Below are 25,634 nucleotides of genomic sequence, written 5' to 3' on the forward strand. Positions count from 1 at the left end.
CGCGGCCATCAAGGCGCGACGGGATTGCCCGGCGTGCCGAAGCTGCCGGCCGGAATGGCGGCAGGGGCCGGTGAGCTGTAGGAAACACGCACCGCAGGCGATTGCTGCGGCGTGGAGGCGGCGACCGGCCGGGTCACGCCGCCCTTGGATACCGTGACCGGCGCAGCGGGCGGAATCGCCGCCACGGGCGCTACGGCGGTGACACCGGACGTGCCGGAGATCGGCACCGTGGCCCCGACCGCCGCCGCGGTGACCGGCGCGGCGCCGCCCGCGGGCGCGTACCCGGCTTTCCCCGCATTGGGATCGTGCAGCACCACGCTCTTGCCCACGCCCACGCCGGTGCCGATCGGCCCGACACCGACGCCGACACCCACGCCTGCCGTGCCGGCGACCACGCCGGTGTTGTTGACCGAGACGCCCGCGCCGAGCGGTCCCCAGCCGGTGTTCAGGCCGACGGAGAAATTGCCATCCTTGGTCGCGCCGAGCCCGAGCGAGAGCCCGGGCACCAGCGGAATGCCGATGTGATAGTGCGAACAGCCGCTCACCAGGAGCATCGCCAGCAGCGCCGCCGGAACGACGGCTGCTGCTGCACGAAAGGTGGGCGGCCGGGCGTTCACACCAGCAGCGCGTTGACGCGCCTCACATAGGCCGCGGGGTCGGCCGGCAGCCCGCCTTCGGCAAGCAGTGCCTGGTCGAACAGGATGTTGGCAAGGTCGTCGAAGTGCTCGGAGCTTTCGAGCTTCTTCACCAGCGCATGCTCGGCGTTGACTTCGAGCACCGGCTTCAGGTCGGGCGCGGGCTGGCCGGCCTGCTTGAGCATGCGCGCGAGCTGCGTGCTCATGCCGCCGTCCTGCACCACGAGGCAGGCGGGCGAGTCGACCAGGCGGGTGGTCACGCGCACGTCGTCGGCCTTGTCCTTGAGGGCTTCCTTCAGGCGCTCGAGCAGCGGCTTGAAGGATTCGGCGGCCTCCTCGGCGGCCTTCTTCTCGGCCTCGTCCTGCAGCTTGCCCAGATCGACCGCGCCCTTGGCCACGCTTTGCAAAGGCGTGCCGTCGAACTCGGTGAGGTAGTTGAGTGCCCACTCGTCCACGCGGTCGGTCATGAGCAGCACCTCGATGCCCTTCTTCTTGAAGACCTCCAGCTGCGGGCTGTTCCTGGCGCCGGCCAGGGTGTCGGCCGTGATGTAGTAGATCGCGTCCTGGCCGTCCTTCATGCGCGCCTTGTAGTCGGCCAGGCTCACGGTCACGGCGTCGCTGGTGCTCGAGGCGAAGCGCAGCAGCTTGGCAATGCGGTCGCGGTTGCCCATGTCTTCGCCCAGGCCCTCTTTGAGCACGGCGCCGAACTCGGCGTAGAACTTGGCGTACTTGCCCGATTCATCGGCATGCGCGGCGGCAGCTTCGGCGGCCGGGGTGACGTTCTTGTCGACCACGTCGGTGACACCCGCACTGTCGGCGAGCGCTTCGGTCGGCTCGGGGGCCGGCACCGATTCGCCCGAACCCACGTCGATCTTGCCTTCGCTGCTCTCGGGCGCGGTCTTCTGCTTCTTGGCCAGGTCTTCGAGCATGGAGAGCACGCGCTTGGTGCTGCCCTCGCGGATGGCCTTCACGTCGCGGCTTTCCTGCAGCAGCTCGCGGCTCACGTTCAGCGGCAGGTCGGCCGAGTCGATCACGCCCTTGACGAAGCGCAGGTAGCTCGGCAGCAGCGCCTCGGCGTCGTCCATGATGAAGACGCGCTTGACGTAGAGCTTGACGCCCGCGCTCTTGTCGCGGTTCCACAGGTCGAACGGGGCCTTGGCGGGGATGTAGAGCAGCTGCGTGTACTCGGTGCTGCCCTCCACGCGGTTGTGGCTCCAGGCGAGCGGCGCCTCGTAGTCGTGGCTGATGCTCTTGTAGAAGTCCTCGTACTGCTCGGGCGTGATGTCCTTCTTGGGGCGGCTCCAGAGGGCGTTGGCCTTGTTGACCGTTTCCCACTCGCCGGTCTTCACCATGTCGCCGGGCTGGTCGTTCTCGCCTTCCTTCCACTCTTCCTTTTCCATGAGGATCGGGAGCGAGATGTGGTCGGAGTACTTGCCGACGATCTGCTTCAACTTCCAGGCGTTGAGGTATTCGTCGGCATCGTCGCGCAGGTGCAGCGTGATGCTGGTGCCGCGCTCGGCGCGGGTGATGTCGGCCACCTCGAAGTCGCCGGCGCCGCCGCTGACCCAGCGCACGCCCTGGTCGGCCGGCAAACCGGCACGGCGCGATTCGACGCTGATCTTGTCGGCCACGATGAAGCCCGAATAGAAGCCCACGCCGAACTGGCCGATGAGCTGGGCGTCGGCCTTCTGGTCGCCGCTGAGCTTGCTCATGAAGTCCTTGGTGCCGCTCTTGGCGATGGTGCCCAGGTTGTCGATGGCTTCCTGGCGCGACAGGCCGATGCCCTTGTCGGTGATGGTGAGGGTGCGCGCGGCCTTGTCGAACGAGAGGCGCACGTCCAGGTCGGGCTGGTCTTCGTACAGCTCGGGATGGTCGAGCGCCTCGAAACGCAGCTTGTCGCACGCGTCGGACGCGTTCGAGATCAGCTCGCGCAGGAAGATTTCCTTGTTGGAGTAGAGCGCATGCGTGACGAGGTGCAGCAGTTGCGCGACTTCAGCCTGGAACGGGAGTTTGGTGTTGGAGGTATCAGCCATTGGGAAAAGTGAGGTCGGATCGAAAAAATTCTAAGTCGGCCCGGCGAGCTAATGACGCCGCGCCACCAACTTCTTCAGGTAAGGCGTGGTGTCCAAAAAACAACGGCGGAAGGGTTTTAAACAGCGCAGCTTTTCACGTCGCGCCCGGAACAATTTGGCAGGAACCTCCTAAATGAGTACTTAAGACCCACAAAAGTTACCCAAATTAACATTTGTCAATTACTCTCCGCCCCCTGATTGCAACCGGGCCGCACAGCCCAAAGGAACGGAGATGTTGTTGGATGACGCGCGTGGCACTGTCGATTGCCGCCGGCCCGGCCGGCATGCCGTGGCGTCGTGCCGTCGTCGGGATGGGCGCCGGCTGCCTGTTGGCGCTGGCCTGTCTTTCGCAGGCGATGGCGCAGTCCGACCCAGGGAAGGCGACGGCCGTGCAACCCGCCGCAGCTGATGCGCGCATACAGTCGATGGACCGCGCCCAGGCCGAGCAGGCGCGCCTGAAGGCGCTCATCGAAGCCGCCCCGAAGGCCTACCAGGACAACTTCATGGGCGCCCCGGAAGCCGGCGCCGCCTCCGCCGGCGACGACACGCCCGAAGCTGAGCAACCGCAGGGCTTTCGCGCCTGGCTGGTCGAGAGCCGCATCGGCTTCGGCGATTCGGCCGCCTCCGGCTACAGCCGGCAGCGCGCGACCGAGCTCGGCCAGCGCCTGGAATACCGCCAGGAAACGCTCAATTACGGGGAGTTCGTGCTGCAGGCGGATGGGCGGCATCTGAGTGGTGACGGCCAGGCGAGCGGCGGGAGCGTAGGGTCGCTCAGCTACGCCAGGGAAGCGACCAGCCAGCGCCTCACGCTGCGCAACCTGGGCTTTCCGCTCACCGAGCGGACTTTCGCCGACAGCGCCGTGGGCGACATCTCGAGCGAGCTGACCGAAGGGCTGGGCCGCAACTACCGGCTGTCGCTCGGCACGACCACGGTGCGCGGCGTGTCCACGCGCGTCTTCAACCCGGACATCGACCTTCGCGCGGGCTTCGGCGAGCGCGGCAGCCTCACAGGCGGGCCGTACCCGGGCTTCGAGAAAAGCCAGGGCACGCTCGGCTGGCTCGGCCTCACGCGGCGCTTCGGCGAACTGTGGTCGGCCTCGGCCCAGGTCGACCAGGCGCGCGACATCCCGGCCTATTACTACGACCCGCTCACCGCGCGCGGCTTCGGCAGCAAGGACGTCATGAGCTGGGCAACCTCGCTGGGCTACGGCCGGGAGGTCCGCAACGACGGCGACTTCAAGCTGCGCGCCACGCTGATCGGCAGCCGCATCGCGTCGGCCACGGCCGGCACGCCCGTTGGCGATTCGCAGGGCGTGTTCGTCGAAGGCAGTGCTCGCACCGGGCGCTTCCGCCACGAGTTCGGCGCGTACAGCACCCAGCCCAATCTGTATTTCGGCGACTACGCGCTGGCCGGGGCGCGCGGCGCCTACTGGCGCGTGGACCAGAGTTCGAGCCGCATGAACTGGGGCTTCGGCCTGGACCATGAGCGCACCCGGCCGGACACCAGCTTCAGCCTGGCGGGCAGCACCCGCACCGGTGCGAGCGGCAACCTGCAATACCTGTTCGATCGCCACACCTCGGTGGGCGGCAGCCTCAGCCTCTACCAGACGCGCTACGACACCACGCCCGGCACGACCAGCGCGACGCCGAATGCGCGCAGCCTCTACGGCAACGCCTTCTATCAGACGCGTTTCTTCGAATGGCCGCGCAGCCGCTTGAGCCTCACCGTGCGGCGCAACGAGCAGATCGTGATCGGCGGCGACCGCGCCACCGGCCAGGAGTTGCAGTGGGAACAGGACTGGATCGGCGGCCGCTACGAAACCCTGCGCCCCGAAGTGACCACCACGCTCGGCTACGCCCAAGACCGCAGCGGCGGCACCGCGCGCAGCTACCCGACGGCGGGCGTGCAGTTCCGCTACTGGATCGACAGCAGCTTCAACGTCGGCGGCAACCTGCGCTACACCTCGCAAAGCGGCGGCCTGTACACCAGCCGCGGCCTGTCGGGCTCGCTCACGGCGGAGAAGAACCTGGGCCGCGGCTGGCGCGTGGGCTTTGCCGCCAACTTCAACCAGGCGCGCGCCGCAGCGCTGTCGCTCTCGCAGTCGGGCCCCCAGGTCTTTCGCAGCAACGACAAGACCGCCTACATCTACCTGCGCTGGGAAGGCAATGCCGGCAGCGCCTTTCCGATGGCGGGCCTGCGCAACGGCAGCGGCGCGGGCGGCGGCAGCATTGCAGGGCGCGTGTTCTTCGACGCCAACCGCGACGGCGAACAGCAGTCGGGCGAAGGCGGTGCAGCGAATGTCGAAGTCCAACTCGATGGCCGCTACCGCACCACCACCGACCGAGATGGCCGCTTCGAATTCCCGCTGGTGACGACCGGTCGCCATCAGCTCTCCCTCACGCCCGAAAGCGTGCCGCTGCCCTGGGGCACGGCAGGCGATGGCGGCGTGAGCGTCGATGTCCCGCTGCGTGGCCAGGCCACCACCTCGATCCCAGTGGTCAAGGTGGGGGAGTAGGCAGCGCTTTTTTTCTCTCTCCCCTCCACTCTCACTTTGAATCGAAAGTTGTTCATGACTCATGCATTCGCTCTTCCCCGCCTGCTGGTGATTTCGGCCGCTGCCCTGGCACTCGTTGGCGGTCCTGCAATGGCCGAAAGCCAGTACGGCTACACGACGACCGTCGGTGCACAAGTGACTGCCACCGCGCGCGTCAACCTGTCGATCGTGGTCCCCAAGCTGATCCTGCTGCGCGTGGGCTCGACCACCGCAGGCGGCGACACGCTCGGATGGACCTCCGGCTTCGACATTCCCCCGACGCCGGTGGCCAACAGCAACCAGAATTACGCCTGGAGCGGCGCTGCACCGGTTGCCACCACCAGCGCCAATCCCGGCGCCCTGCTCGCTTCGGCCTGGACCAACAGCAGCGGTGGCGGCGACCTGAGCTACACGGCCACGGCCTTCGGCACCGGTGGCCCCACGCTCGCCAACATCACCGTGACCTCGGCCGCCTCCACCGGCGCCGCGCTCAATCACCCGCTGCCCGCAGCACTGGCCACCGCCAGTACGACAGTCACCCATTTCAACCCCAACGCGCTGTCCAACTCGAACTGGACCTACGCGCTCGCGGGCACGCCTGGCACCTGGCAGGCCGGCACCTACACCTCGACCGTGACCTACACCGCCACCAGCCTCTGATGACGCCTGTGCGCACGACGCCTCCCGCCCCTGCACGCCCCCTGGTGCGCGGGACCTGGCGCCGCGCGCGCATCGCGGCAACGGCCGCACTGGCGGCCTTGCTCGCCCTGCCGGCCGGCGCGGTCATCACCACCGTCGGCGACAGCGGCAGCACCTACAGCATCGTGCTGCGCGTGGGTTCGGCCAGCGGCGTCGACAACGTGCAGTTCGACGTCAACGGCAACAACGCCGGACTGACGCCTGCCCCGGTCACCGGCACGCCCGCGATCGACGTCTGGGTCACGCCTGCGCGACCCGCGTCGCTCTTCAGTTCGGGCGAAACGCGCCAGGTCACGCTGCGGGTGGATTCTTCGGCAGGCCTTCTGTGCCAGTCGGCCGGCTGCGGCCTCACGGTGATTCCATTCAGCAAGATCCGCTGGATCGCCAGCAACAACAGCAACGCCAGCTCGGGCGACATCCAGAGCGGCACTTTCGATCCGACGAACACGCAGCAGTCGATCACCGGGCCCGCTTCGGGCTTCAATGCCAACGCCACCGCCTGCTTCCTCCTGATCTTCTGCAACTACCAGTCGAACACCATCAATGCGACGCGAATGCAGTTCATCTACGCCAACGACGTGATCTATCCCGCCGGCACCTACAAGGGCACGGTGCGTTTCACCGCGACGATGGAGTGACCATGCGCGGCAACAAGCTTCTTCACCCGCTGCGCATCGGCGCACGCTGCATCGCCTGTGCCATCGCGCTGGCTGCGGCCTCGCAGGCGGGCGCCGTGGTCGCCAGACTCGACGATTCGACCTCGCCGCGCGCGCAGGTCAACACCGACTCGCGCAACGCGCAGACGCAGGACGGCGTCACCATCGTCCTGCCCTTCGGCCGCGTCGAATACCGGCTCGCGACCGCGCCTTATCTCGGCCACCGCGCCCGCATCTTCTATGTGATTCCGCCGGCCATCGCAGGCCTGCGCTCGCCCGCCGGCCTGCAGGTGCAATGGCGCAGCGCAAGCGGCGTCTTCGCGAGCGGCATGGGCCGTCCCGGCGACCGCGTGCAGGTATGGAGTGGCGTGATCCAGGCGCCGTGGATGAACGAAACCTTCGAGCTGACCCTGCGCATCGATCCGCGCGAAGTGCGGCTGCCCACGGGCGCTTCGCTGAGCTTCGAGTCGACCTTCGAAATCGAAACCCTGCCATGAACATCGACAAACTTCTCTCCCGCGTGCTGTCGCTCGCGTTGGCGATCGCGGGAACGGCCGGCACGGCCGCCGCCATCGCCGCCCCCTTCGAGATCGCCATCTCGCCCTCGCGCTTCGAAGTCGCAGGCAAGAGCGGCGCGCGCGTCGGGCAATCGCTCGACATCCACAACCTCGGCGCCGCATCGACCGAGGTCGCTATCCGCACCATCGACTGGAGCTACTCGCCCGAAGGCAACATCGGCTACCACGACGAGCTGCTGCCCGGCAGTTGCCGGCCCTGGGTGACGCTCGAGCGGCGCACGCTCTCGGTGCCCGCGCGCAGCAAGAAGAGCTTCCGCTTCCAGATCGATCCGCCAGCCGATGCGCCGCGCGGCGAGTGCCGCTTCATGATCGCCATCGAAGGCACCGAGCCCGCGCAGCAGACCGTCATCCAGGGGGGAGGCGCGAGCCTGAGCCTGCCGGTCACCGGCCGCATCGCGGTGGCGGTCTACGTGATGCTCAACGGCGCGGAGCCCAAGCTCGAGATGAAGCAGATCGCGACCCGCACCGTGGCGGGCAAGCGCGGCGCGATCGTGACGGTGACGAACACCGGCGATGCGCACGGGCGTCTCGAAGGCGGCCTGGATGCCAAGGACAGCCAGGGCCGCGTCTTCGAACTCGTGCCCGAGGGCGCGCCGATCCTGCCGGGCCAGACCCGCACGCTGGCGTTGATGCCCAAGAGCGAGCCCGGACAACCCGCGCCCGAGCCCAGCTATCCGGTCAAGGCCAGCGGCATGATCGATTGGGACAAGGGCAGCTTCAAGGTGGACGCGGAGCTCAAGTGAACACGAGGAGCGCGCCGCACGGACGGATCGCGCGCCGGGCGTGCGCGATCGCGGCCGGGTGCGCGTTGGCCTGGGTGGCGACACCCGACGTGGTCCGGGCGGCACAGTCGACTTCGGGCACGGGGGGAATACCGCGCAGCACGTCGGTGAATCTCGACTTCACGATCAGCATCGACAAGTTCATCTTCTTTCGCATCGGCGATGGTGCCTGGCCTGTCCAGAGCGGCACGGTCAACACGGTGGCTTTTGCGCTCGCCACCTCGATCCCCGGCGGCGGTGCGCCGACCGCCGGCAACAACAGGGCCACGAGCTGGAACGGCACGGCGCCGATCTTCAGCGTCGGTGCCACGGGCAACGTGCTGCCGGTCGAGGTGCGCAGCAACGCTGGCCAGATCACGCTGCGCGCCACCACGACCGGCCCGCTCACCAACACGGGCGGCAACACCATTCCGATGTCGGAAATCACCGTGGCATCGAGCGACAGTGCGCTGCCTGCGCCCACGATTCCGGCGACCGGCCCGGGCCCCACGGTCAATGTTTCGAGCGGTGGCCCGGGAGTCGGCTTCACGCAGGTGACCCAACGCGCGGCGGATTGGACTTTCTCTTACGCCAACTCAGCGAACCGCCCCGCCGGCACCTACACCGGGCAGATCACTTTCACGGCCAGTTCGCCCTGAGTCTTTTTCAAGAAGCACCGCGCGGCCAGGATCAGCGCGGCTGCGACTCGACCTCCCGCGTCCACCGGTCGATCAGCCGCTTGCGCTCGGCCGCCTGCCCGTACTTCTGGAAGTCGTACTTGATGAGCTTCACATCGGCCATCGACGGAATGCGCGCATCGGGCTTGAAGGTCTTGTTGGCCGGCGACTGCAGGCTGCCCGCCTGCCCGCCGATGGCCTGGCCCTTCCGGCTCATGAGCCAGTCGTAATAGCGCCGGGCGTTTTCCTTGTTGCGCGCGCCTTTCACGAGCGCGATGCCGCCGATCTCGTAGCCCGTGCCTTCGCAGGGCGCGGCCGTCTTCACCGGAAATTTGTCGTACCGCCAGCGTTCGAAACCGAAGATGAAGCTGACGCCGATGGCCACCTCGCCCTTGGCCACGTTGGGCGCCTGCGCCTGGCCGCTGCGGGTGTAGCTGGTCACGTTCCTGTGCAGCTTCTTCAGGTACTCGAAGGCCGCGTCCTCGCCCATCTGCTGCACGAGGCCCGCAATGATGGTGTAGGCCGTGCCGCTGGACGCCGGGTGCGAGATCTCGATCTCGCCCTTGTATTCGGGCTTGACCAGGTCGGCCCAGCACTTCGGTTCAGGCAGCTTCTTTTTCTTGAGCACGTCGGTGTTGAAGCCGAAGCCGATCGCGCTGGTGTAGAAGCCGCCCACCATGTTCTGCGACAGCGCGTACTGCCGCACCGCCCAGTCGTGCAGGTCGTTGATGTAGGCCGGGCGATAGGGCTCCAGCAGCCCCTGCTCTGCCGCCTGCAGGAACGGGTCGCCGGTGCCGCCCCACCAGATGTCGGTCTTGGGGTTCGCCGCCTCGGCGCGCAGCTGCGCACCGATTTCGCCGGTGCCCTTGTGGGCCTGCTGCACCTTGATGCCGGTCTCGCGCGTGAAGGCCGCGGCTGCCGCCTCGCACCAGCCCGCGTCGGTACTGCACAGCGCATTGACCGTGCCTTGCGCAACCGCGTTCTGCGACGTCGACAGGAGAAGGGCCGCAAAGGCGGCGGCGGCCGCGATGTTCCGGATGGCAGGGGTGCGCATGCGCTTCTCCTCGGGGCTTGGTGTTGTTCGAAGGCGCAGGATAGCGCCCGCGCGGTGGATCACGGCACGGCCAGCAGCGGCGGCAGGTGCTCGGCCAGCCAGTCGATCACCACGCGCGTCTTGAACGGCAGGTAGCGGCTGCGCGAGCGGATCACGTGGAGCTCGAAGCCGAAGGGCCTGGGCTCCTCGAACACGCGCACCAGCGCGCCGGCGGCGAGCGCATCGGCCGCGAGCCATGCGGGCAGGCGTGCGAGGCCCATGCCGCCGATGGCGGCTTCGAGCAGCACCTCGGCACTGTCGCAGCGCAGGCGCGAAGGCAGGGTCACTTCGACGAGCCGGCCTTCGGCATCGTGAAAGCGCCAGGTCGAGACCTGGCCGTCGCGCGCATACAGCACGGCTTCATGCGGCGTCTGCGGTGCCTGCAACGCATCGATGCCGCGGGGATGCCCGCGCTCGGCCAGGTACGCGGGCGCGGCGCACAGCGCCATCCATTGGGTGCCGACCGGCCGCGCGATCAGGTCCGCGGTATCGGGCAGCTCGCCGCTGCGGATCGCGAGATCGAGGCCCTCTTCGACCAAGTCCACACGCCGGTCGCTGAACCCGAGTTCGAGCGAGAGCTCCGGATGCCGACGCGCCAGCGCCAGCATCAGCGGCCCGATCTTGAGGCGGCCCAGCATCGCCGGCATGCTCAGGCGCACGAGGCCCGCTGCGGTGCTGCGCGCCTCGTCGGTGAGCGCCTCGGCCGCGTCCAGCTCGGCCAGCGCGCGGCGGCAGCGCTCGTAGTAGCCGTGGCCTTCCTCGGTGAGGCTCTGGCTGCGCGTGGTGCGCAGGAAGAGCCGCGTGTCCAGCCGCGCCTCGAGCCGCGCGATGCTCTTGGCGACCGCCGAGCGGGTGACGTGCAGGCGCTGTGCCGCGAGCGCGAAGCTGCCCGCCTCCACCGCCGCGACGAATTCCTCGATGCCTTGCAGGCGCTGGCTCATTGGATACTTTCAGGAACCATGATGAAGAAAATTATCCGCCACCGGATAGTTTTCATCCTCAATAGCATCAAGACTTCGTTGTTCTCCGTGGAGCCTTTTCGATGCAAGAACCTGAAACGCTGCGCCGCTGGCAGCTTCCCCAATTCGGCCGCGCCCATCTCGAACAGGCCGAAGCGCCGCTGCCTGCGCCGGGCGCGGGCCAGATCCTCGTGCGGGTGGGTGCGGTCTCGCTCAACTACCGCGACCTTCTGATGATTCGCGACGGCATGGGCATGAAGCTCGAGCTGCCCTTCACGCCCGGCTCCGACATGGCGGGCACGGTGGTGGCCACCGGCGCGGGCGTCACGCGCTTCGCCGCGGGCGACCGCGTCGTCAACACTTTCTGGGGCGGATGGATCGACAGCCATTGGCACGACGAAGCCGTGCTCGCCGGCGGCCCGGGACCGGGCATGCTCGCATCGCATGTGCTGATCGACGCGGCCTGGGCCGCGGCCGCGCCCACGACCTTGGGCCTCGCCGAAGCCAGCACGCTGCCGTGCGCGGGCCTCACCGCATGGTTCGCGCTCGCCGAGACCGGTGGGCTGCGCGCGGGCGAGACGGTGCTGATCCACGGCACCGGCGGCGTCGCGCTGTTCGGCCTGCAGATCGCACGGCTGCACGGTGCACAAACGATCGTGGTCACGGGCAGCGAAGACAAGCGCGAACAGACGCTCGCGCTCGGCGCCTCGCACGTGCTGCTGCGCGACAGCGACTGGCCCGCCGAAGTGCGCCGGCTCACGAACGGACGCGGCGCGGACCACGTGCTCGAACTGTCGAGCGGCCCCAACCTCGATCGCTCGCTGCAGGCCGCAAGACAGGGCGGACGCGTGTCGATCATCGGCATGCTGGGCGGCGAGACGCTGAACGCGTCGTTCTACGCGATGGTGCTCGGCCGCGTGACGGTGCAGGGCATCGGCGTCGGCCATCGGCGCGCGCTCGAAGACCTGGTGCGCGCCATCGACATCAACACCGTCAAGCCGGTGATCGCGGCGCAGTACGGTTTCGATGCGCTGCCCGCCGCGCTCGACCACCTGGAACGCGGTCCGTTCGGGAAGATCGTCATCGCGCTTTGAAGTATTGAGGCCTTCCGTTCACATGCAACGCAGTTGCGGCAGCGAACAAAAACCGTTCGATCCGTGAAGAGGTTCCGTTCACCGCAACACGGTGCTCGACGCCCTGCGTTTCCCGTTCCAGAATGCGCCCGCGCTCGGTCCCGGACCGGCGCGCTTTCTCAACTTCAGGATGGAGCGTTATGGAACACAGTACCTACAAAAAATGGTCGGCCGAGTTCATTGGTACTTTCTGGCTCACGCTCGGAGGCTGCGGAAGCGCAGTTCTGGCCGCGGCCTTTCCGGGTGTAGGCATCGGCTTGCTCGGGGTCTCGCTGGCCTTCGGTCTCACGGTGGTGACAGGGGCCTATGCGCTGGGGCCGATTTCCGGAGGGCACTTCAATCCGGCCGTGTCGATCGGCCTCGCAGCCGCAGGCCGCTTCAAGGCTTCGCAGCTTGCAGGCTACATCGTGTCGCAGGTGCTCGGCGCCATTGCGGCGGCCGGCATTCTCTATCTCATCGCCACGGGCAAGCCGGGCGCCGACATCGGCGGCTTCGCCACCAACGGCTACGGCGAGCACTCGCCCGACAAGTACGGCCTGTACGCCGCGGCGCTGTGCGAAGTGGTGATGACCGCCGTGTTCCTGATCGTGATCCTCGGCTCTACGGCCAAGCGCGCAGCCGGCGGCTTCGCGGGCATGGCCATCGGCCTGTGCCTGACGCTGATCCACCTGGTCTCGATCCCGGTGACCAACACCTCGGTGAACCCGGCGCGCAGCACAGGACCGGCTCTGTTCGGTCCGTCCTATGCCGTGTCGGAACTGTGGCTCTTCTGGGTCGCGCCCATCGCGGGCGCGATCATCGGCGCGGTGATCTACCGCGCCCTGCTCAGCAACGGCAACGACGACTGAGCATCGTCACCGGGCCAAGGAGTCGGTCAGCTGCCGCTGGCCGACTTCACCAGCGGCAGCGAGGTCGACTGGCCGATGGCCTCGGAGCCGCTGGCGTGCGAGGCGGCAAAGGCGCCGGCCTGCACGTCGGTGTCCGACACGGTCGACAGCATCGCGGGCGCTCCGGTCGACTGGCCCACGGCCTCGGTGCCGCTCGGATGCGCAGCGGCGATTGCACCGGCCTGCACATCGGCGCTTTCTGGCGAGTTCATCTGCAAGGGATGGAAGTCCGAGCCATCGGTCGTTTCGGCCGATGCGTTGACGGCGCTCAGCGCTGCGAATGCGGCGAAGGACCCAACGGCGAGAAGCTTGAGAGAAGTGCGCATGGTGTGTGCTCCTGAGGGCTGGTTGTCTCCGGTCTCGCTGCCATCGTGCAGACTGCGCGCGGCAGGACCTGGACGCACTCTAGGCAGCCAGACTGAGATCAGGATGAGCGAAGAGTTAGTTGCGGCTTAGCCAGCCGGCGGCAGCGGCAAGTGCACGCGCGCCATGAGCCCCGGGCCGTTGCCGCGGTTGCGCAGCTCGATGCGCATCCCGTTGCGCTCGGCGGCTGTCTGCGCAATCGCCAACCCGAGCCCGCTGCCACCGGCCGCCGCGCCCGGCACGCGAAAGAAGCGGTCGAACACGCGATCCATGGCGGCCTCGGGAATGCCCGGTCCGTTGTCGAGCACATCGACCACCGCATGCCCCTCGATCTCGTGCAGCCGCACATCGACCACGCCGCCTTCGGGCGCATAGCGCAGTGCGTTGTCGATCAGGTTGTCGAACACGCTGCGCAATTCGGCCGCGGGCGCGAACACCACCGGCGTGATGCTGCCTTCGAAGCCCACGTCCACGCGCCGCGCATCGGCCAGCACCATCAGCTGGCTCACGCTTTCGCGCAGCAGCACCTCGATGTCGATGGCCTCGCGTGCCATGGCGCGCTGCGGTGCGTCCTGCCGCGAGAGGCTCAGCAGCTGTTCGATGAGATGCTGCGCACGCGTGACCCCGGCTTCGAGCTGGTTGAAGCGGTCGGTGGCCTCACCCGCCGGCACGTGCGCGCGCAGGTTCTCGATCTGCAGGCCGATGGCGGCCATCGGCGTGCGCAACTCGTGCGCCGCGTCCTGCACGAAGCGCCGCTGCGTGGCGAACGCACTGCGCACACGCCCGAGCAGGTGGTTGAAGGCGCCCACCAGTGGCGCGATCTCCTCGGGCACGCGCGCGAGCGAGAGATCGGTGGGACTGCGCTCGTCCTGCGAGGCCACATCGCGCGCCACCCCGCGCAGCGAGCGCGAGGCCGCCGAGACGATGAGCCACAGCATCAGCAACGCAGCCGGCAGCAGCAGCGCGATCGGCAGGCCTTCGAGCAGCGCGCGGCGCAACGCGCGGCGGCGGCGGTAGTCCTCGTTCTGCAGCACCTGCACGCGCGGCTGGTCGGCACGCGGACCGGGTTCGGCGGTGAAGACGCGCCAGCTCGCGTTCGACTGGGTGCCGGTTCTCAGGTTGCGAAAGCCTTGGCCGGATTGCAGCGGCACCGTCAGCGCGGGGTAGGAACTCGCGCGCAGCGCCATGCCATCGGCGCTCCAGATCTGCACGACGAAGGCGCCGCGCGTGAAGGCGGCTTCGCTATCGACCGCGCGGGGTATCTTGGGCGGATCGCCGCCCGCGTACGACTCGGCCACCAGCCGCATCTGGTCGTCCAGCGCGTTGTGGACGAGGTTGCCGTACGCGAGAAAAGAAAACCACGCCGTGACCACCGCGCCCACCAGGTGCAGCGTGATCAGCCACAACAGCAGCTGCGTGCGCAGCGAATGCGGCCGCCACCAGCGGCCGGCCTGCGCAGCGCCGTCCTTCATGCGGCGACGCGCCAACCCAGCCCGCGCACGTTGCGGATGGACTCCGCGCCCAGCTTGCGGCGCATGCCGTGGATCAGCACGTCGATGGCGTTGCTCGTCACTTCCTCGCCCCAGCCGTAGATGCGGTTCTCCAGCTGTTCGCGCGAGAGGATCGCGCCGGGCCGCTCCAGCAGCGCATGCAGCAGCGCGAACTCGCGCGCGGTGAGCGCCTCGCGCTCGCCATTCACCAGCACCTCGCGCGTCGTCAGGTCCAGCTGCAACGCGGCGCTGCCCACCAGCGAATGCGCGGCGCCGTCGCGGCGGCGCACCACGGCCCGCATGCGCGCGAGCAGCTCGCGGAATTCGAAAGGCTTGAGCAGGTAATCGTCGGCGCCCAGGTCCAGGCTGTTGATGCGGTCGTCCAGGCCGTCGCGCGCGGTGAGCACCAGCACCGGCGTTGCGTCGCCGCGTTCGCGCGCGCGCCGCAGCACGTCGGTGCCGTCCTGCCTGGGCAGGCCCAGGTCGAGCAGCACGCAGGTGTAGCCGCCGTCGCCCAAGGCGCTCTGCGCGAGCTCGCCGTCGCGCACCCAGTCGGCGGACCAGCCCGCGCCCTCGAGCGCCTGTTTCAGGCTGCGCCCGATCATTTCGTCGTCTTCCACCAAAAGCACGCGCATTGCGGCGACTCCTTCAGCCGCAAGGTAGCACGCGATCGGGATGATCGGTAGTGGCCCTGCGCCGCGGCGCAGCGTAGGGGCGAAGTCTTAGGCGGCGCTTAGCCGCCGTGCGGGCACAAGGGTCACAGCACGCGGATGCCGTGCCGCTCGCCCTCGCCGTCCGTTGCAAAGGCCAGCAGGCGCATCGCTTCCTCCTGCACGCCGAGCCGGTCGGACTTGGACCAGCGCGTGAAAGGCTCCAGCACCACGGTGGCCGCGTTCTTCGCCCGCTCGATCTTCCAGGTGCCCGCGACGAAGCCGTCGAGCAGCACCGTGCCGCGCACGATGCCGTTGACGGTGAACACGCGGGCACGATGCGCCTCGCTCATCACGCGGCCGCGGTCGACGTGGGAGAGCAGCAGGTTGTCCCATTCGGCGACGAGGCGCGGCGGCGCGGGCGTGTCGGGGTCGGGGCGCGGCGCGCGCGGCAGGTCGAACAGCGCCTGGCCCTGCTCGCCGGTGAACACGCGCAACTGCGGCCGCAGGCGCTCGGCCACCGCCTTCCATCCGGCGAGGCCCGACCACGCGCCGGCATCGGCGAGCGTGGCGGGGCCGAAGGCGGCCAGGTAGCGCAGCAGCAGGTCGTCCTGCGTGGCGGAGGTGGCTTCGTCGTCGGATTCGCCGAGCCATTGCCGAATGGGCTGCAGCTGTGCGTTCTGGTGCGAGTTCCAGCTGCCCGCGGGCGGCAGGTGCACCAGGGGCACGTTGTTGCGGATGAGCGCGGCGAGCGAGGCCGGCGCCCGGTCCTTCCAGCGCGCCGCGAGCGCCTGCCCGAGTTCGGTACTGGTGAGCGGTCCTTCGTCCAGCAGCGCCCATCCGGCCTTCACCACGGCGGTGCGGTCGATGCCCTCGAGGGCTCGCGCGTGCTCGCCCGACAGGCCGCGTTGATGCACGGCCTCGAGCAGCGGGCGCCACGCCAGCGCGTCGCTGGCCGTCATCAGGTGCAGGGTCGCGCGCAGCGTGGACATGCGCACGATGCGGCGCTTCTTCAGCGCGTCGGTGAGTTGCTCGCGGCGAAAGCTTTCGAGCCGGCTCCAGAGGCCGATGTAGGGTGGGTTCGGCGCCTGCGCCTGCAGGCCGCCCAGTTTTTCGATGGCCTGCACGACCGTCGCCTTGCGCCGCTCCAGCAGCATCTGCCGCGCCAGCGTGGCCCGGTTCAGCGCGCGCTGGCTCAGCAGGGCGGCCATCGGCGAAGGCTCAGAACTTCTCGTGCGGCCCGAGGTAGCGCCACTGCCCGACAGGCAGGTTGCCCAGCATCACCTTGCCGATGCGCACGCGCTTCAAGCCCACCACCTTGAGGCCGACCAGTTCGCACATGCGGCGGATCTGGCGCTTCTTGCCTTCGGTGAGCACGAAGCGCAACTGCTCGGGGTTCTGCCATTCGACCCGCGCGGGCTTGAGCGCCTGGCCGTCGAGGCTCAGGCCATGCCGCAGCCTGGCGAGCATCGCCGGCGGAAAGACCGCCTGCACGTTCTGCGTGACGGGATCGTCATCGTCCATGCGGATGAGCTGCCCCGTCGGTGCGGTTTGGCCCGGGCCGTAGTAAGCCACGCGCACCAGGTATTCCTTCTCCATCACCGAGTCTTCGCCGATCAGCTGGCGCGCGATGCGGCCGTCTTGTGTCATCACCAGGAGGCCGATGGAATCGATGTCGAGCCGGCCGCAAGGCGCAAGGCCGCGCAATTGCTGGGGGCTGAAGAAGAAGCGCGCGTTGTCCTCGGCCCAGCGGTTCTGCGGCGTGAACAGCGTGACCGCGGGTTCGTGGCCGTCTTCGGCCTGCCCGCTCACATAGCCGATGGGCTTGTTGATGAGGATGGTGACCTGGTTCGCCTGCTGGCCCTTGGCGGCCTTGTCGATCTCGATGCGGTCCGACGGCGTGACCTTCACGCCCATCTCGGCCGGCTTGCCGTTCACCTTGACCCAGCCGTTGGCGATCCACTCGTCGGCCTCGCGGCGCGAGCACATTTTCAGTTCGGCCATGCGCTTGTTGAGGCGCACAGGCGCGTTGGGGGAGGTGGAGGGCTCGGTCATCGGGGGGCAGATCCTAGCAAAACGCTTCTCCCAGGTGTCTTGCCGTTTCGATTCCGGCACTCGCTTCCTTCGCTGGCTGCAGCGCCCCGGCACTGCCCCCGAGATCCAGGCTGGTGATCAATCAACGCATCATTTATCCGCGGATGCGGCTTCTTTGCCACGATTCTTTTGGATGTCTTCCAATTCTTGGGCTGCTTCATCACCCTTGAGTGCGCCCAAGCGCCCGCGCACGATGGCATCCGTGTATTGCCTCGAGAAATCGTCGGACATGGCCCAGCCCTCGCCTTGTTTCACGAAATCGAAATCGCCTTGAACAACCTGCATGTCCGATTTGCCGAAAACGGCCAGGACGCGATCGATGTACTGAACCTGCAGACGGCATGTGTACTTCTTGCCCGGCTCGATGGCCAGGCAATCTGCCAGCGGCTCTACGGACTGGATTGTTTTTCTGCCGGTGTCGACGCCGCGGCGACGGTCCATTTCCTTCAGCGCCGGTGTACTGACGGAGGCAGTCCTTTTCTCGAAATCTTCCACGCCGCTTGAAAATGCAGCGGCCAGCTGCGTCTTGCCAATCGGTGCGCCGAGCTTGGGCGCGGTGCCATCTTTGTTGGCACGGCCATATTTGGCCTCGATCATCCGCCGATCGCCGCCACGCACAATGATCTCCGAGCTACCGTGTTCGGGGCCCACAGTGAAGGCCATCGGCACGGAGGTTTGGTCCATGGTAAGCATGGCCGAACAACCGCGCGAGCGCTCTGCCTTGATATAGCCAATCTCCTTGATATCGGTGAATCTTGCCGATAGCGGATTGGGCCGATCCTTTGCCGCGCCGAACCATGGCTTGCTGGAGTCTCCGAACGCGACATCGACCAGCGCACTTTTAAGAGCGCTTTCAACACGCTTGTCGGCACACGGCGGCGTGGCATCCGGAGCCAGGAAGAACCAACCGGCAAACAAGGTGGCGACGCTGCCGCCCGTCAGCCAAGCCCAGCGGGGCCCGGGGAACATGCTCGCCCATAACTGCCGGTCGAAGCTTGCGAGTTGCTGCGCCGAGATGTGGGTTGCAAGTTCGGCTACGGCCTGCTTGCGAATGGCATTGACGGCAGAAGCTCCCTCCTGCTCTTGTGCAGAGAGGCTTTCGAGTTCATCAAGCGCTTCGGCAGACAGGATCCCGTTTTCGAGCAACCAGAACAATCCGGTGCCCAGCGTGTGGAATGGTTCTCGAGGCAAAGCAAGTTCTTCGAACTTTTGCGTTGCAGCTTCGTGGGCGGCCTGATCAATGATCTGGCCGACGAGCAGCTGATCGAGAACGGGGGTGGCATTGGTGAACATGATGAATAGCCTGGATGATGGAATGGCGTGGAGGCCGGCTGCATCGGCGCAGCGCGCCATTTCGGGGACGTTCTGTCTTGATCGCAGTCAGCGGTTTGGAGAGGGCCCGCTACATGCGAAGGACCTGACTTGCAGCGAACAGAAAGTCTGCGGCACACAGGCTTCAGGGTTTGCAAACAACGGTCAAACAGCCGTTGCTTTTCGCAATCAGTCGGGACGAATGCGGAAAAATTGCGAACGCAAACACAATCTCCACGTCTCGGAAAGACTTGATCGATGTGTCAGACCGGTGCTAACCTTGAACCCAAGCGCAAGTTGATTGCGCCCTTTTTGGGGGATTCCCAAGTGAGTACACGCAAGTACCAGTACGCCATCGTCATCGGGCGTTTCCAGCCCGTCCATTTCGGTCACCAACGACTCATCGAAGAGGGCCTTCGCGCCGCCGATCGGGTCATCGTGGTGGTCGGCTCCGACCGCAAGCCCCGCAGCGTCAAGAACCCCTTCACCTTCGACGAGCGCGAGCGCATGGTGCGCGCCTGTCTGCGCGGCACCGAGCAGATGCGCGTGAGCGTCGTGGGCGTGGGCGACTCGCCCTACAACGACCAGCTCTGGATCGCGTCGATCCAGTCCGCCGTCGAGCGGCTGATCCAGCAGGACGGCCATGCACCGGCGAAGGCCAAGGTCGCGCTGGTGGGCCATCTGAAAGACGCATCGAGCTACTACCTCAAGCTCTTCCCGCACTGGGAGTTCGTCGGCCAGCACAGCGTGGAAAGCCTCAACGCGACCGACGTGCGCAGCCTCTACTTCGACCCAGAGAACCGCGGCCAGCTCGCACCGGCCGACCTGCCCGACGGCACCGCGGCGTTTCTCGAACAGTTCACGCACACCGCCGACTACGCCGATCTCTGCGAAGAACGCGCCTTCCTCGTCGACTACCGCGACAAGTACCGCTATGCGGGCAGCGACTTTCCACCGATCTACACCACGGTCGATGCCATCGTGGTCGAGGCCGGCCACATCCTCTTGGTGCAGCGCAAGTTCCATCCCGGCAAGGGCACCTGGGCGCTGCCCGGCGGCTTCGTCGGCCAGCACGAGCGGCTGCAGGACGCGGCCATCCGCGAGCTGAAGGAAGAAACCCGCCTCAAGGTGCCCGTGCCCGTGCTCAACGGCAGCATGAAGGCCAGCCACGTGTTCGATGCGCCCGACCGCTCGCAGCGCGGCCGCACGATCACGCACGGCTTCTTCTTCGAGCTGGCGCACAACCAGTGGACGGGCCTGTCCGAAGTGCGCGCCGACGACGATGCGGCCGAAGTGCGCTGGGTGCCGATTGCAGAATTCCTCGACATGCAGGACCGCATCTACGAAGACCACTTCTTCATCGCGAATCATTTTTTGGGTGGCCTGGGCAAGAACTGAACGACCAGGCTTTGTCAGCAAGAACGGCCCCGGTTGACGGGGCCAACGTGAAAGGAGCTTTCACATGAACCGCAACCTCACCTCTTCGCCCCTGGGCAACAACCTGCTGCTGCGCACCGACTCCTACAAGGTGTCGCACTGGATGCAATATCCGCCCGGCACGCAGACCGTCCACAGCTACATCGAATCGCGCGGCGGCATCTTCAGCCACTCGCTGTTCTTCGGCCTGCAGGCCTACCTGCGCGAATACCTGCAGACGCCGGTGACGCTCGCCGATGTCGACGAAGCCGCGGCCATGATGGCGGTGCACGGCGAGCCCTTCAACCGCGAAGGGTGGCTCCGGCTGATCGAGAAGCACGGCGGGCTGATGCCGGTGCGCATCCGCGCCGTGCCCGAGGGCAGCGTGCTGCCGGTGCACAACGTGCTTGCGACCATCGAGAACACCGACCCCGAGTTCTTCTGGGTCACGAGTTTTCTCGAGACCGAGTTGCTGCGCGCGATCTGGTATCCGACGACGGTGGCCACGCTCTCTGCGGCGGCGCGCACGACGTTGTTGCGCTACCTTGAAGCGACCTGCGACGACCCGCAGGGGCAGATCGCCTTCAGGCTGCACGACTTCGGCGCGCGCGGGGTGTCGAGTCTCGAATCGGCGGCGCTCGGCGGCATGGCGCATTTGGTCAACTTCATGGGCACCGACACGCTCGCCGCGCTGGTGGCGGCGCGTCGGTACTACGACTGCGACGTGGCGGGCTTCTCGATTCCCGCGGCCGAGCACAGCACCATCACGGGCTGGGGCCGCGACCATGAGTCCGACGCGTACAGCAACATGGTCGACCAGTTCGGCAAGCCCGGCGCAACGTTTGCGGTGGTGAGCGACAGCTACGACATCTTCAATGCCTGCGCGCGGATCTGGGGCGGCGAGCTCAAGGCGAAGGTGGTGGCCTCGGGCGCAACGCTGGTGGTGCGGCCCGATTCGGGCGATCCGGCCGAGACCACGCTGAAGGTGGCGCAGATCCTGGCCGACCGCTTCGGCACCACGACCAATGCCAAGGGATTTCGCGTGCTGAACAACGTGCGGATCATCCAGGGCGATGGCGTGAACCTCGATTCGCTGCGGCTGTGCCTCTCGAACTTCTTCCACAACGGTTTCTCGACGGAGAACATTTCCTTCGGCATGGGTGGCGGGCTGCTTCAGCAGGTCAACCGCGACACCATGCAGTGGGCGATGAAGTGCTCGGCGATGCAGGTGAACGGCGAGTGGCGCGATGTCTACAAGTCGCCAGTGGGCGATGTGAGCAAGGCGTCGAAGAAGGGGCGGCTCGCGCTGGTGCGGACTGCGCGCGGTGAGGTGCAGACGGTGCGCGAAGAAGCGCTCGCGGATGGTCAAGTCGATCTGCTGCAAACGGTGTTCGAGAACGGGCGCATCGTGGCGAACACCACCTTCGATGCGATACGTGAGCGGGCGGCCATTGGGGTGAATCAGTTCGTCACTTCGCGGGCGCCGCTTTGAGTTTTCAGTGCTCCTTCAGGGCGGGTGCGCAGGCCACCGGGTACTCCCCTCCGCGAATGTCCTCCGGCCTGCGGCCTCCCCCTTGATTTCGCTGCGGGGAGCACCCGATGCCCTGTGCACTGGGGCACGCTCTGAGTGAACGGCCGATCAACAACCGCTCTGAAAGCGCTCGCGCTGGCGGTGGGCTCTGTTTCGCGAAATCAAGGAGGAGCCGAAGGCGGGGGACATTCGCGAAACAGAGCCCACCGTCGGCGTGAGTGCCGCCCTGAACAGCAGGCCTCGAAGCAGTGCCACATGGCATGTTCATAATCCGCGCAGACCGCCGAATCCATGACCAAACTCCTGATCCTCAGCGTAAGCGCCGGCAACGGCCACGTGCGTGCAGCACAGGCGCTCGCCGCCACCGCCCAGAACCTCGCCCCGCCCTGCACGGCGGTCCACATCGACGCCATGGCCCATGTGGCCGGGGGCTTTCGCAAGGTCTACACCGACTGGTACATCCAGCTCGTGAACCGCGCACCCGAACTGTGGTCGTACCTGCACCAGCGCACCGACACCACGCCGCACCACGCACCCTCGCAGCGGCTGCGCCGGGGCATCGAACGGCTGAGCACCGGCGCGCTGGTGCGCGAGATCCGGCGCGAGAAACCCGATGCGGTGATCTGCACGCACTTCCTGCCGGCCGAATTGCTGATGCGCGAGCGGAACCGCGGGCGCATCGACTATCCGGTGTGGCTGCAGATCACCGACTACGACCTGCACAACATGTGGCTGATCCCCGGAATGGCGGGTTATCTCGCGGCCACGGAAGAGGTGGCGTTCCGCTTGCGGGCGCGCGGGATTCCCGCGGACCGCATCCATGTGACGGGCATTCCGGTGATGCCGGCTTTTTCCGAGCCCGATGTGCCGGCGCTCTCGCGCAATGCCTGTGTGGCCGAGCTTGGCCTCGATCCTTCGCGGCCCGTGTTGCTGATGGCTTCCGGCGGCGCAGGGGTGGGCGACCTGCCGAGCATGGTCGAGCGCGTGCTCGGTCTCGGCGGTGAAGGCGACTTCCAGGTGATCGCTGTCGCTGGCCGCAACGTCGAGGCGCACGGCAAGCTGGAGGCACTGGCCAGGCGCCATCCGGGCCGCGTGGTCGCCATCGGCTTCACCAACGAGATGCACAAGATGATGGCAGCGGCCGACTTGGTCGTGACCAAGCCGGGCGGCCTCACGGTGTCCGAGTGCCTCGCGCTCGGCAAGCCGATGCTGCTGATCTCGCCCATTCCCGGACAGGAGGAACACAACGCCGGCTTCCTGATGGAGGAAGGCGCCGCCTGGCTCGCCTACGACGCCATCGGCCTCGACTACAAGGTGGCGCGCCTGATGGCCGACCCCGCCAAGCTCGCGAACATGGCCGCGCGCAGCCGCGCGCTCGGCAAGCCGCAGGCGGCGCGGGCGGTGCTGCAACACGTGCTGGGTGCCGTAGCGTGAGCGGCGAGGTCGAAAAGACCGGCGTGGGCCGCACGCTGGGCTACCTGGCATGGGTCGTCGTGATGGCCTTCTTCTTCGCCAACGCCGAGATCCAGATCGAAGGCGGCGCGGGCTGGGCCACGTCGCTGCCCACCTGGCGCATCGAGAACAGCATCTGGCTGGACCTGTTCTGGGGCGGGCGCGCGATGACCGGCTACCACGCCTGGGTCTTCACCTTCATGGCGCTGGTGTTCTTCTCGCCGCTGGCGTTCAACGGCCGGTGGACCTGGCGCAACGTGGGGCTCGCGGTCGCGGGGCTGATCGTGTTCTGGGTGTGCGAAGACTTCCTGTGGTTCCTGATCAACCCGGCCTTCGGCTGGGCACGCTTCAACCCGGTCGATGCGTTCTGGCACAAGCACTGGCTGTGGGGCGCGCCGGTCGATTACTGGGGCGGCCTCGCCGTGGCCGCGCTGATTCTCACGGTGCGCCATTGGCGTCGGCGCGCGCGATGACGGCAGCGAAGAACGACGACCTGCGCCCCGGCCACTGGGCCGATCCGCTGGACGAACTGCAGGTCGAGAACCTGCACCGCATCACGCCCACGCTGTACCGCAGCGCTCAGCCGCGGCGCGCGAACGTGGCGGCGCTGCAGTCGCTGGGCATCCGCACCATCGTGAGCCTGCGATCGTTCAACGACGACAAGAAGGTGTTCGCGGGCAGTGGCATCCGGCTGGTGCGCGTGCCGATCAACACCTGGTCCATCGACGATGCCAAGGTGCTGCGCGCACTGGTCGCGATTCGCGAGGCCGAGAAGCAGGGGCCGGTGCTGATCCATTGCATGCACGGCGCCGACCGCACGGGCGTGGTGGCCGCCGTCTACCGCATGGCTGTGCAGGACTGGGACAAGGACAGCGCGCGCCAGGAAATGCTGCGCGGCGGCTACGGCTATCACACGCTGTGGCGCAACATTCCGCGTTACATCGAGCGGCTCGATCCGCACAGGATGCGGCACGCCCTGGCCCATGCCCCGGTGATTCCGGTGGTGTCCTGAAGGCGCCTGCAGTTTTCAGGACCCGCTCCTATACTGGCCGCCCCGTGGCCGATGGCCATCTCCGAACGACCTTTCTAAGAGGCTTCTTCCATGGCGCTCCAACTCCGCTCTCTCGTCCGCTCGAACGGCGAACTCGAACTCTCGCTGCACGACGAACCGATCCCCGAACCCAAGGCCGATGAAGTGATCGTGCGCGTCGAGGCATCGCCGATGAACCCGTCGGACCTGGGCCTCCTGTTCGGCGCCGCCGACATGAGCACGGCGAGGGCATCGGGCACCGCAGACCGCCCGGTCGTCACCGCCATCGTCCCCGAACGCGCGCGGCCTTCGATGGCCGCGCGGCTCGACCAGTCGATGCCGGTCGGCAACGAAGGCGCGGGCGTGGTGGTCAAGGCTGGTTCGTCGCCGGCCGCGCAGGCGCTGCTCGGCAAGACCGTGGCCGCCATCGGTGGCGCGATGTACTCGCAGTACCGCGCCCTTTCCGCTGCGCAATGCCTGGAACTGCCTCCCGGCACGACGCCGGCCGAAGGCGCATCGTGCTTCGTCAACCCGCTCACGTCGTTGAGCATGGTCGAGACGATGCGGCGCGAAGGCCACACGGCGTTGGTGCACACGGCGGCCGCCTCCAACCTGGGGCAGATGCTCAACAAGATCTGCCAGAAGGACGGCATCGACCTCGTCAACATCGTGCGCAAGCCCGAGCAGGAAGCGCTGCTGCGCGGCCTCGGCGCGAAGTACGTGTGCAACGCGACCTCGCCGACCTTTCTCGAAGACCTGACGCAGGCGCTGGTCGACACCGGCGCCACGCTCGCCTTCGACGCGACAGGCGGCGGCAAGCTCGCGGGCCAGATCCTCGGCTGCATGGAAGCGGCGCTGAACCGCACCGCCAAGGAATACAGCCGCTACGGCTCGACCACGCACAAGCAGGTCTACATCTACGGCGGCCTGGACCGCAACCCGACGGAGTTCGTGCGCAACTTCGGCATGGCATGGGGGATGGGCGGGTGGCTGCTGTTTCCGTTCCTGCAGAAGCTGGGGGCTGAGGGGACGCAGCGGCTGAAGGCGCGTGTGGTCGCTGAACTGAAGACGACGTTCGCCAGCAAGTACACGCGTGAAGTCTCGTTATTCGAAGCGCTGCAACTCGATGCTATCGGGGTGTATGGCAAGCAAGCTACGGGGGAGAAGTTCTTGCTGAATCCCAACAAGGGCATCGCGGCCTGATTCTTTTCCTTGGCGGAGGGCGCCCGGTACACGGTGCGGCGCAGCCGGCCCCACTGTGCCGGCCCTTCGGGCTTCCCTGCGGTGCTCGCGTTTCGCGGGGTCTCGCAGAACTCGCTGCGCTCAAACAGCTGCGAGCCCTGATCCGCGAAACGCTGCGCTCCTCGGCGGCACAGAGGGGCCAACTGCGCCGCACCGCATACCGGGCGCCTGTCGTGAAGTTGATGCCGTCTGCCCTCACCCCAGCCCTCTCCCAGAGGGAGAGGGACCAAGACCCGAAGCGGACTCCAAAGTGAGGTGATCGACAACCGCGCTCATTGCGGCGATGGGTGCTGTGCCCTTGGGCGGCCGTTGAGGCACCGCCGAGCAGCGCAGCGACGGGCGGATCAGGGCTCGCCGCTGTTTGAGCGGAA

At 67.2% G+C, this 25,634-nt stretch carries 24 protein-coding genes; 14 read left to right on the forward strand and 10 right to left on the reverse strand.

The features are described from left to right. Positions 1-8: 8 nt before the first annotated feature. Entirely contained in the window at positions 9-617 is a 609-nt protein-coding gene (locus tag M2282_RS28740; protein WP_280812190.1) for a hypothetical protein, read from the reverse strand. After that, positions 614-2,668, reverse strand: a complete 2,055-nt coding sequence (htpG, locus tag M2282_RS28745; protein WP_280812191.1) for a molecular chaperone HtpG — start codon at positions 2,666-2,668, stop codon at positions 614-616. Before htpG ends, M2282_RS28740 begins: the two co-directional genes overlap by 4 nt. A gap of 281 nt (positions 2,669-2,949) precedes the next feature. Here htpG and M2282_RS28750 point away from each other — a divergent pair, with 281 nt between their 5' ends. The 6 genes from M2282_RS28750 to M2282_RS28775 are packed head-to-tail and all read left to right on the forward strand — an operon-like array spanning position 2,950 to position 8,594. Further along, positions 2,950-5,223 carry an SdrD B-like domain-containing protein gene (locus M2282_RS28750; RefSeq protein ID WP_280812192.1) on the forward strand — a complete coding sequence of 758 codons (2,274 nt, stop codon included), beginning with the start codon at positions 2,950-2,952 and terminating at the stop codon, positions 5,221-5,223. Positions 5,224-5,277: 54 nt separating this feature from the next. Continuing rightward, the gene (locus M2282_RS28755; RefSeq protein WP_280812193.1) at positions 5,278-5,901 is read left to right on the forward strand and encodes a hypothetical protein; all 624 of its coding nucleotides are present in this window, start codon (positions 5,278-5,280) and stop codon (positions 5,899-5,901) included. Next, positions 5,901-6,578 (forward strand): hypothetical protein, encoded by a 678-nt coding sequence (locus M2282_RS28760; protein ID WP_280812194.1) that lies wholly within the window; start codon positions 5,901-5,903, stop codon positions 6,576-6,578. Before M2282_RS28755 ends, M2282_RS28760 begins: the two co-directional genes overlap by 1 nt. A 2-nt stretch (positions 6,579-6,580) precedes the next feature. Beyond that, positions 6,581-7,093: a hypothetical protein gene (locus M2282_RS28765; protein ID WP_280812195.1), complete on the forward strand. Its 513-nt coding sequence runs from the start codon at positions 6,581-6,583 to the stop codon at positions 7,091-7,093. After that, positions 7,090-7,917, forward strand: a complete 828-nt coding sequence (locus tag M2282_RS28770) for a COG1470 family protein (protein WP_280812196.1) — start codon at positions 7,090-7,092, stop codon at positions 7,915-7,917. The genes M2282_RS28765 and M2282_RS28770 overlap by 4 nt, the downstream gene beginning before the upstream one ends. Further along, positions 7,914-8,594 (forward strand): hypothetical protein, encoded by a 681-nt coding sequence (locus M2282_RS28775; RefSeq protein WP_280812197.1) that lies wholly within the window; start codon positions 7,914-7,916, stop codon positions 8,592-8,594. Before M2282_RS28770 ends, M2282_RS28775 begins: the two co-directional genes overlap by 4 nt. A gap of 31 nt (positions 8,595-8,625) precedes the next feature. Here M2282_RS28775 and M2282_RS28780 read toward each other — a convergent pair whose 3' ends face one another. Next, the gene (locus M2282_RS28780) at positions 8,626-9,666 is read right to left on the reverse strand and encodes an ABC transporter substrate-binding protein (protein ID WP_280812198.1); all 1,041 of its coding nucleotides are present in this window, start codon (positions 9,664-9,666) and stop codon (positions 8,626-8,628) included. Between the two features lie 59 nt (positions 9,667-9,725). Next, positions 9,726-10,646: a LysR substrate-binding domain-containing protein gene (locus M2282_RS28785; protein ID WP_280812199.1), complete on the reverse strand. Its 921-nt coding sequence runs from the start codon at positions 10,644-10,646 to the stop codon at positions 9,726-9,728. 101 nt (positions 10,647-10,747) lie between these two features. Between M2282_RS28785 and M2282_RS28790 the strand changes: the two genes are divergently transcribed. Together M2282_RS28790 and aqpZ are read left to right on the forward strand one after the other, a co-directional pair. Continuing rightward, positions 10,748-11,758, forward strand: coding sequence for a zinc-dependent alcohol dehydrogenase family protein (locus M2282_RS28790; protein WP_280812200.1), 1,011 nt, complete (start codon positions 10,748-10,750; stop codon positions 11,756-11,758). Between the two features lie 179 nt (positions 11,759-11,937). Then, entirely contained in the window at positions 11,938-12,645 is a 708-nt protein-coding gene (aqpZ, locus tag M2282_RS28795; RefSeq protein ID WP_280812201.1) for an aquaporin Z, read from the forward strand. A gap of 26 nt (positions 12,646-12,671) precedes the next feature. Here the strand turns inward: aqpZ and M2282_RS28800 are convergent, their stop codons facing one another. The 6 genes from M2282_RS28800 to M2282_RS28825 all read right to left on the reverse strand — a co-directional run bounded on the left by M2282_RS28800 (position 12,672) and on the right by M2282_RS28825 (position 18,574). Beyond that, positions 12,672-13,010: a hypothetical protein gene (locus tag M2282_RS28800; RefSeq protein WP_280812202.1), complete on the reverse strand. Its 339-nt coding sequence runs from the start codon at positions 13,008-13,010 to the stop codon at positions 12,672-12,674. A gap of 126 nt (positions 13,011-13,136) precedes the next feature. Continuing rightward, entirely contained in the window at positions 13,137-14,519 is a 1,383-nt protein-coding gene (locus M2282_RS28805; protein ID WP_280812203.1) for a sensor histidine kinase, read from the reverse strand. Then, complete coding sequence (locus tag M2282_RS28810; protein WP_280812204.1) at positions 14,516-15,172, reverse strand: response regulator transcription factor; 657 nt, start codon at positions 15,170-15,172, stop codon at positions 14,516-14,518. Before M2282_RS28810 ends, M2282_RS28805 begins: the two co-directional genes overlap by 4 nt. A gap of 122 nt (positions 15,173-15,294) precedes the next feature. Then, a complete protein-coding gene (locus tag M2282_RS28815; RefSeq protein ID WP_280812205.1) occupies positions 15,295-16,398 on the reverse strand; it encodes a winged helix DNA-binding domain-containing protein in 1,104 nt (367 codons plus the stop codon). 10 nt (positions 16,399-16,408) lie between these two features. Continuing rightward, complete coding sequence (locus M2282_RS28820; protein ID WP_280812206.1) at positions 16,409-17,242, reverse strand: pseudouridine synthase; 834 nt, start codon at positions 17,240-17,242, stop codon at positions 16,409-16,411. A gap of 129 nt (positions 17,243-17,371) precedes the next feature. Beyond that, complete coding sequence (locus M2282_RS28825; protein WP_280812207.1) at positions 17,372-18,574, reverse strand: hypothetical protein; 1,203 nt, start codon at positions 18,572-18,574, stop codon at positions 17,372-17,374. Positions 18,575-18,919: 345 nt separating this feature from the next. On the opposite strand from M2282_RS28825, the gene M2282_RS28830 reads away from it, so the two are divergent. From M2282_RS28830 to M2282_RS28855, 6 genes are all read left to right on the forward strand, one after another. Beyond that, positions 18,920-19,990, forward strand: coding sequence for a bifunctional nicotinamide-nucleotide adenylyltransferase/Nudix hydroxylase (locus M2282_RS28830; protein WP_280812208.1), 1,071 nt, complete (start codon positions 18,920-18,922; stop codon positions 19,988-19,990). Positions 19,991-20,054: 64 nt separating this feature from the next. Then, on the forward strand, positions 20,055-21,500 hold the full coding sequence (locus M2282_RS28835; protein WP_280812209.1) for a nicotinate phosphoribosyltransferase: 1,446 nt from the start codon (positions 20,055-20,057) through the stop codon (positions 21,498-21,500). Positions 21,501-21,830: 330 nt separating this feature from the next. Further along, on the forward strand, positions 21,831-22,973 hold the full coding sequence (locus M2282_RS28840; RefSeq protein ID WP_280812210.1) for an MGDG synthase family glycosyltransferase: 1,143 nt from the start codon (positions 21,831-21,833) through the stop codon (positions 22,971-22,973). Next, positions 22,970-23,464, forward strand: coding sequence for a hypothetical protein (locus M2282_RS28845; RefSeq protein WP_280812211.1), 495 nt, complete (start codon positions 22,970-22,972; stop codon positions 23,462-23,464). Before M2282_RS28840 ends, M2282_RS28845 begins: the two co-directional genes overlap by 4 nt. Next, complete coding sequence (locus M2282_RS28850; RefSeq protein WP_280812212.1) at positions 23,461-24,003, forward strand: dual specificity protein phosphatase family protein; 543 nt, start codon at positions 23,461-23,463, stop codon at positions 24,001-24,003. Before M2282_RS28845 ends, M2282_RS28850 begins: the two co-directional genes overlap by 4 nt. Positions 24,004-24,093: 90 nt before the next feature. After that, on the forward strand, positions 24,094-25,224 hold the full coding sequence (locus M2282_RS28855; protein WP_280812213.1) for a zinc-binding dehydrogenase: 1,131 nt from the start codon (positions 24,094-24,096) through the stop codon (positions 25,222-25,224). Positions 25,225-25,634: the final 410 nt, after the last annotated feature.

Source organism: Variovorax boronicumulans (assembly GCF_029892485.1).
GTDB classification, from domain to species: Bacteria; Pseudomonadota; Gammaproteobacteria; order Burkholderiales; family Burkholderiaceae_C; genus Variovorax; species Variovorax boronicumulans_B.

Excerpts from the sequence above, each read along its gene's own strand:
- M2282_RS28790 (WP_280812200.1), top strand. The coding sequence starts at position 10,748 with ATGCAAGAACCTGAAACGCTGCGCCGCTGGCAGCTTCCCCAATTCGGC.
- M2282_RS28770 (WP_280812196.1), top strand. The coding sequence starts at position 7,090 with ATGAACATCGACAAACTTCTCTCCCGCGTGCTGTCGCTCGCGTTGGCG.
- M2282_RS28820 (WP_280812206.1), bottom strand. The coding sequence starts at position 17,242 with ATGACCGAGCCCTCCACCTCCCCCAACGCGCCTGTGCGCCTCAACAAG.
- M2282_RS28805 (WP_280812203.1), bottom strand. The coding sequence starts at position 14,519 with ATGAAGGACGGCGCTGCGCAGGCCGGCCGCTGGTGGCGGCCGCATTCG.
- M2282_RS28780 (WP_280812198.1), bottom strand. The coding sequence starts at position 9,666 with ATGCGCACCCCTGCCATCCGGAACATCGCGGCCGCCGCCGCCTTTGCG.
- aqpZ (WP_280812201.1), top strand. The coding sequence starts at position 11,938 with ATGGAACACAGTACCTACAAAAAATGGTCGGCCGAGTTCATTGGTACT.
- M2282_RS28850 (WP_280812212.1), top strand. The coding sequence starts at position 23,461 with ATGACGGCAGCGAAGAACGACGACCTGCGCCCCGGCCACTGGGCCGAT.
- M2282_RS28750 (WP_280812192.1), top strand. The coding sequence starts at position 2,950 with ATGACGCGCGTGGCACTGTCGATTGCCGCCGGCCCGGCCGGCATGCCG.
- M2282_RS28760 (WP_280812194.1), top strand. The coding sequence starts at position 5,901 with ATGACGCCTGTGCGCACGACGCCTCCCGCCCCTGCACGCCCCCTGGTG.
- M2282_RS28840 (WP_280812210.1), top strand. The coding sequence starts at position 21,831 with ATGACCAAACTCCTGATCCTCAGCGTAAGCGCCGGCAACGGCCACGTG.
- htpG (WP_280812191.1), bottom strand. The coding sequence starts at position 2,668 with ATGGCTGATACCTCCAACACCAAACTCCCGTTCCAGGCTGAAGTCGCG.
- M2282_RS28825 (WP_280812207.1), bottom strand. The coding sequence starts at position 18,574 with ATGTTCACCAATGCCACCCCCGTTCTCGATCAGCTGCTCGTCGGCCAG.
- M2282_RS28785 (WP_280812199.1), bottom strand. The coding sequence starts at position 10,646 with ATGAGCCAGCGCCTGCAAGGCATCGAGGAATTCGTCGCGGCGGTGGAG.
- M2282_RS28765 (WP_280812195.1), top strand. The coding sequence starts at position 6,581 with ATGCGCGGCAACAAGCTTCTTCACCCGCTGCGCATCGGCGCACGCTGC.
- M2282_RS28855 (WP_280812213.1), top strand. The coding sequence starts at position 24,094 with ATGGCGCTCCAACTCCGCTCTCTCGTCCGCTCGAACGGCGAACTCGAA.
- M2282_RS28835 (WP_280812209.1), top strand. The coding sequence starts at position 20,055 with ATGAACCGCAACCTCACCTCTTCGCCCCTGGGCAACAACCTGCTGCTG.
- M2282_RS28755 (WP_280812193.1), top strand. The coding sequence starts at position 5,278 with ATGACTCATGCATTCGCTCTTCCCCGCCTGCTGGTGATTTCGGCCGCT.
- M2282_RS28810 (WP_280812204.1), bottom strand. The coding sequence starts at position 15,172 with ATGCGCGTGCTTTTGGTGGAAGACGACGAAATGATCGGGCGCAGCCTG.
- M2282_RS28815 (WP_280812205.1), bottom strand. The coding sequence starts at position 16,398 with ATGGCCGCCCTGCTGAGCCAGCGCGCGCTGAACCGGGCCACGCTGGCG.
- M2282_RS28800 (WP_280812202.1), bottom strand. The coding sequence starts at position 13,010 with ATGCGCACTTCTCTCAAGCTTCTCGCCGTTGGGTCCTTCGCCGCATTC.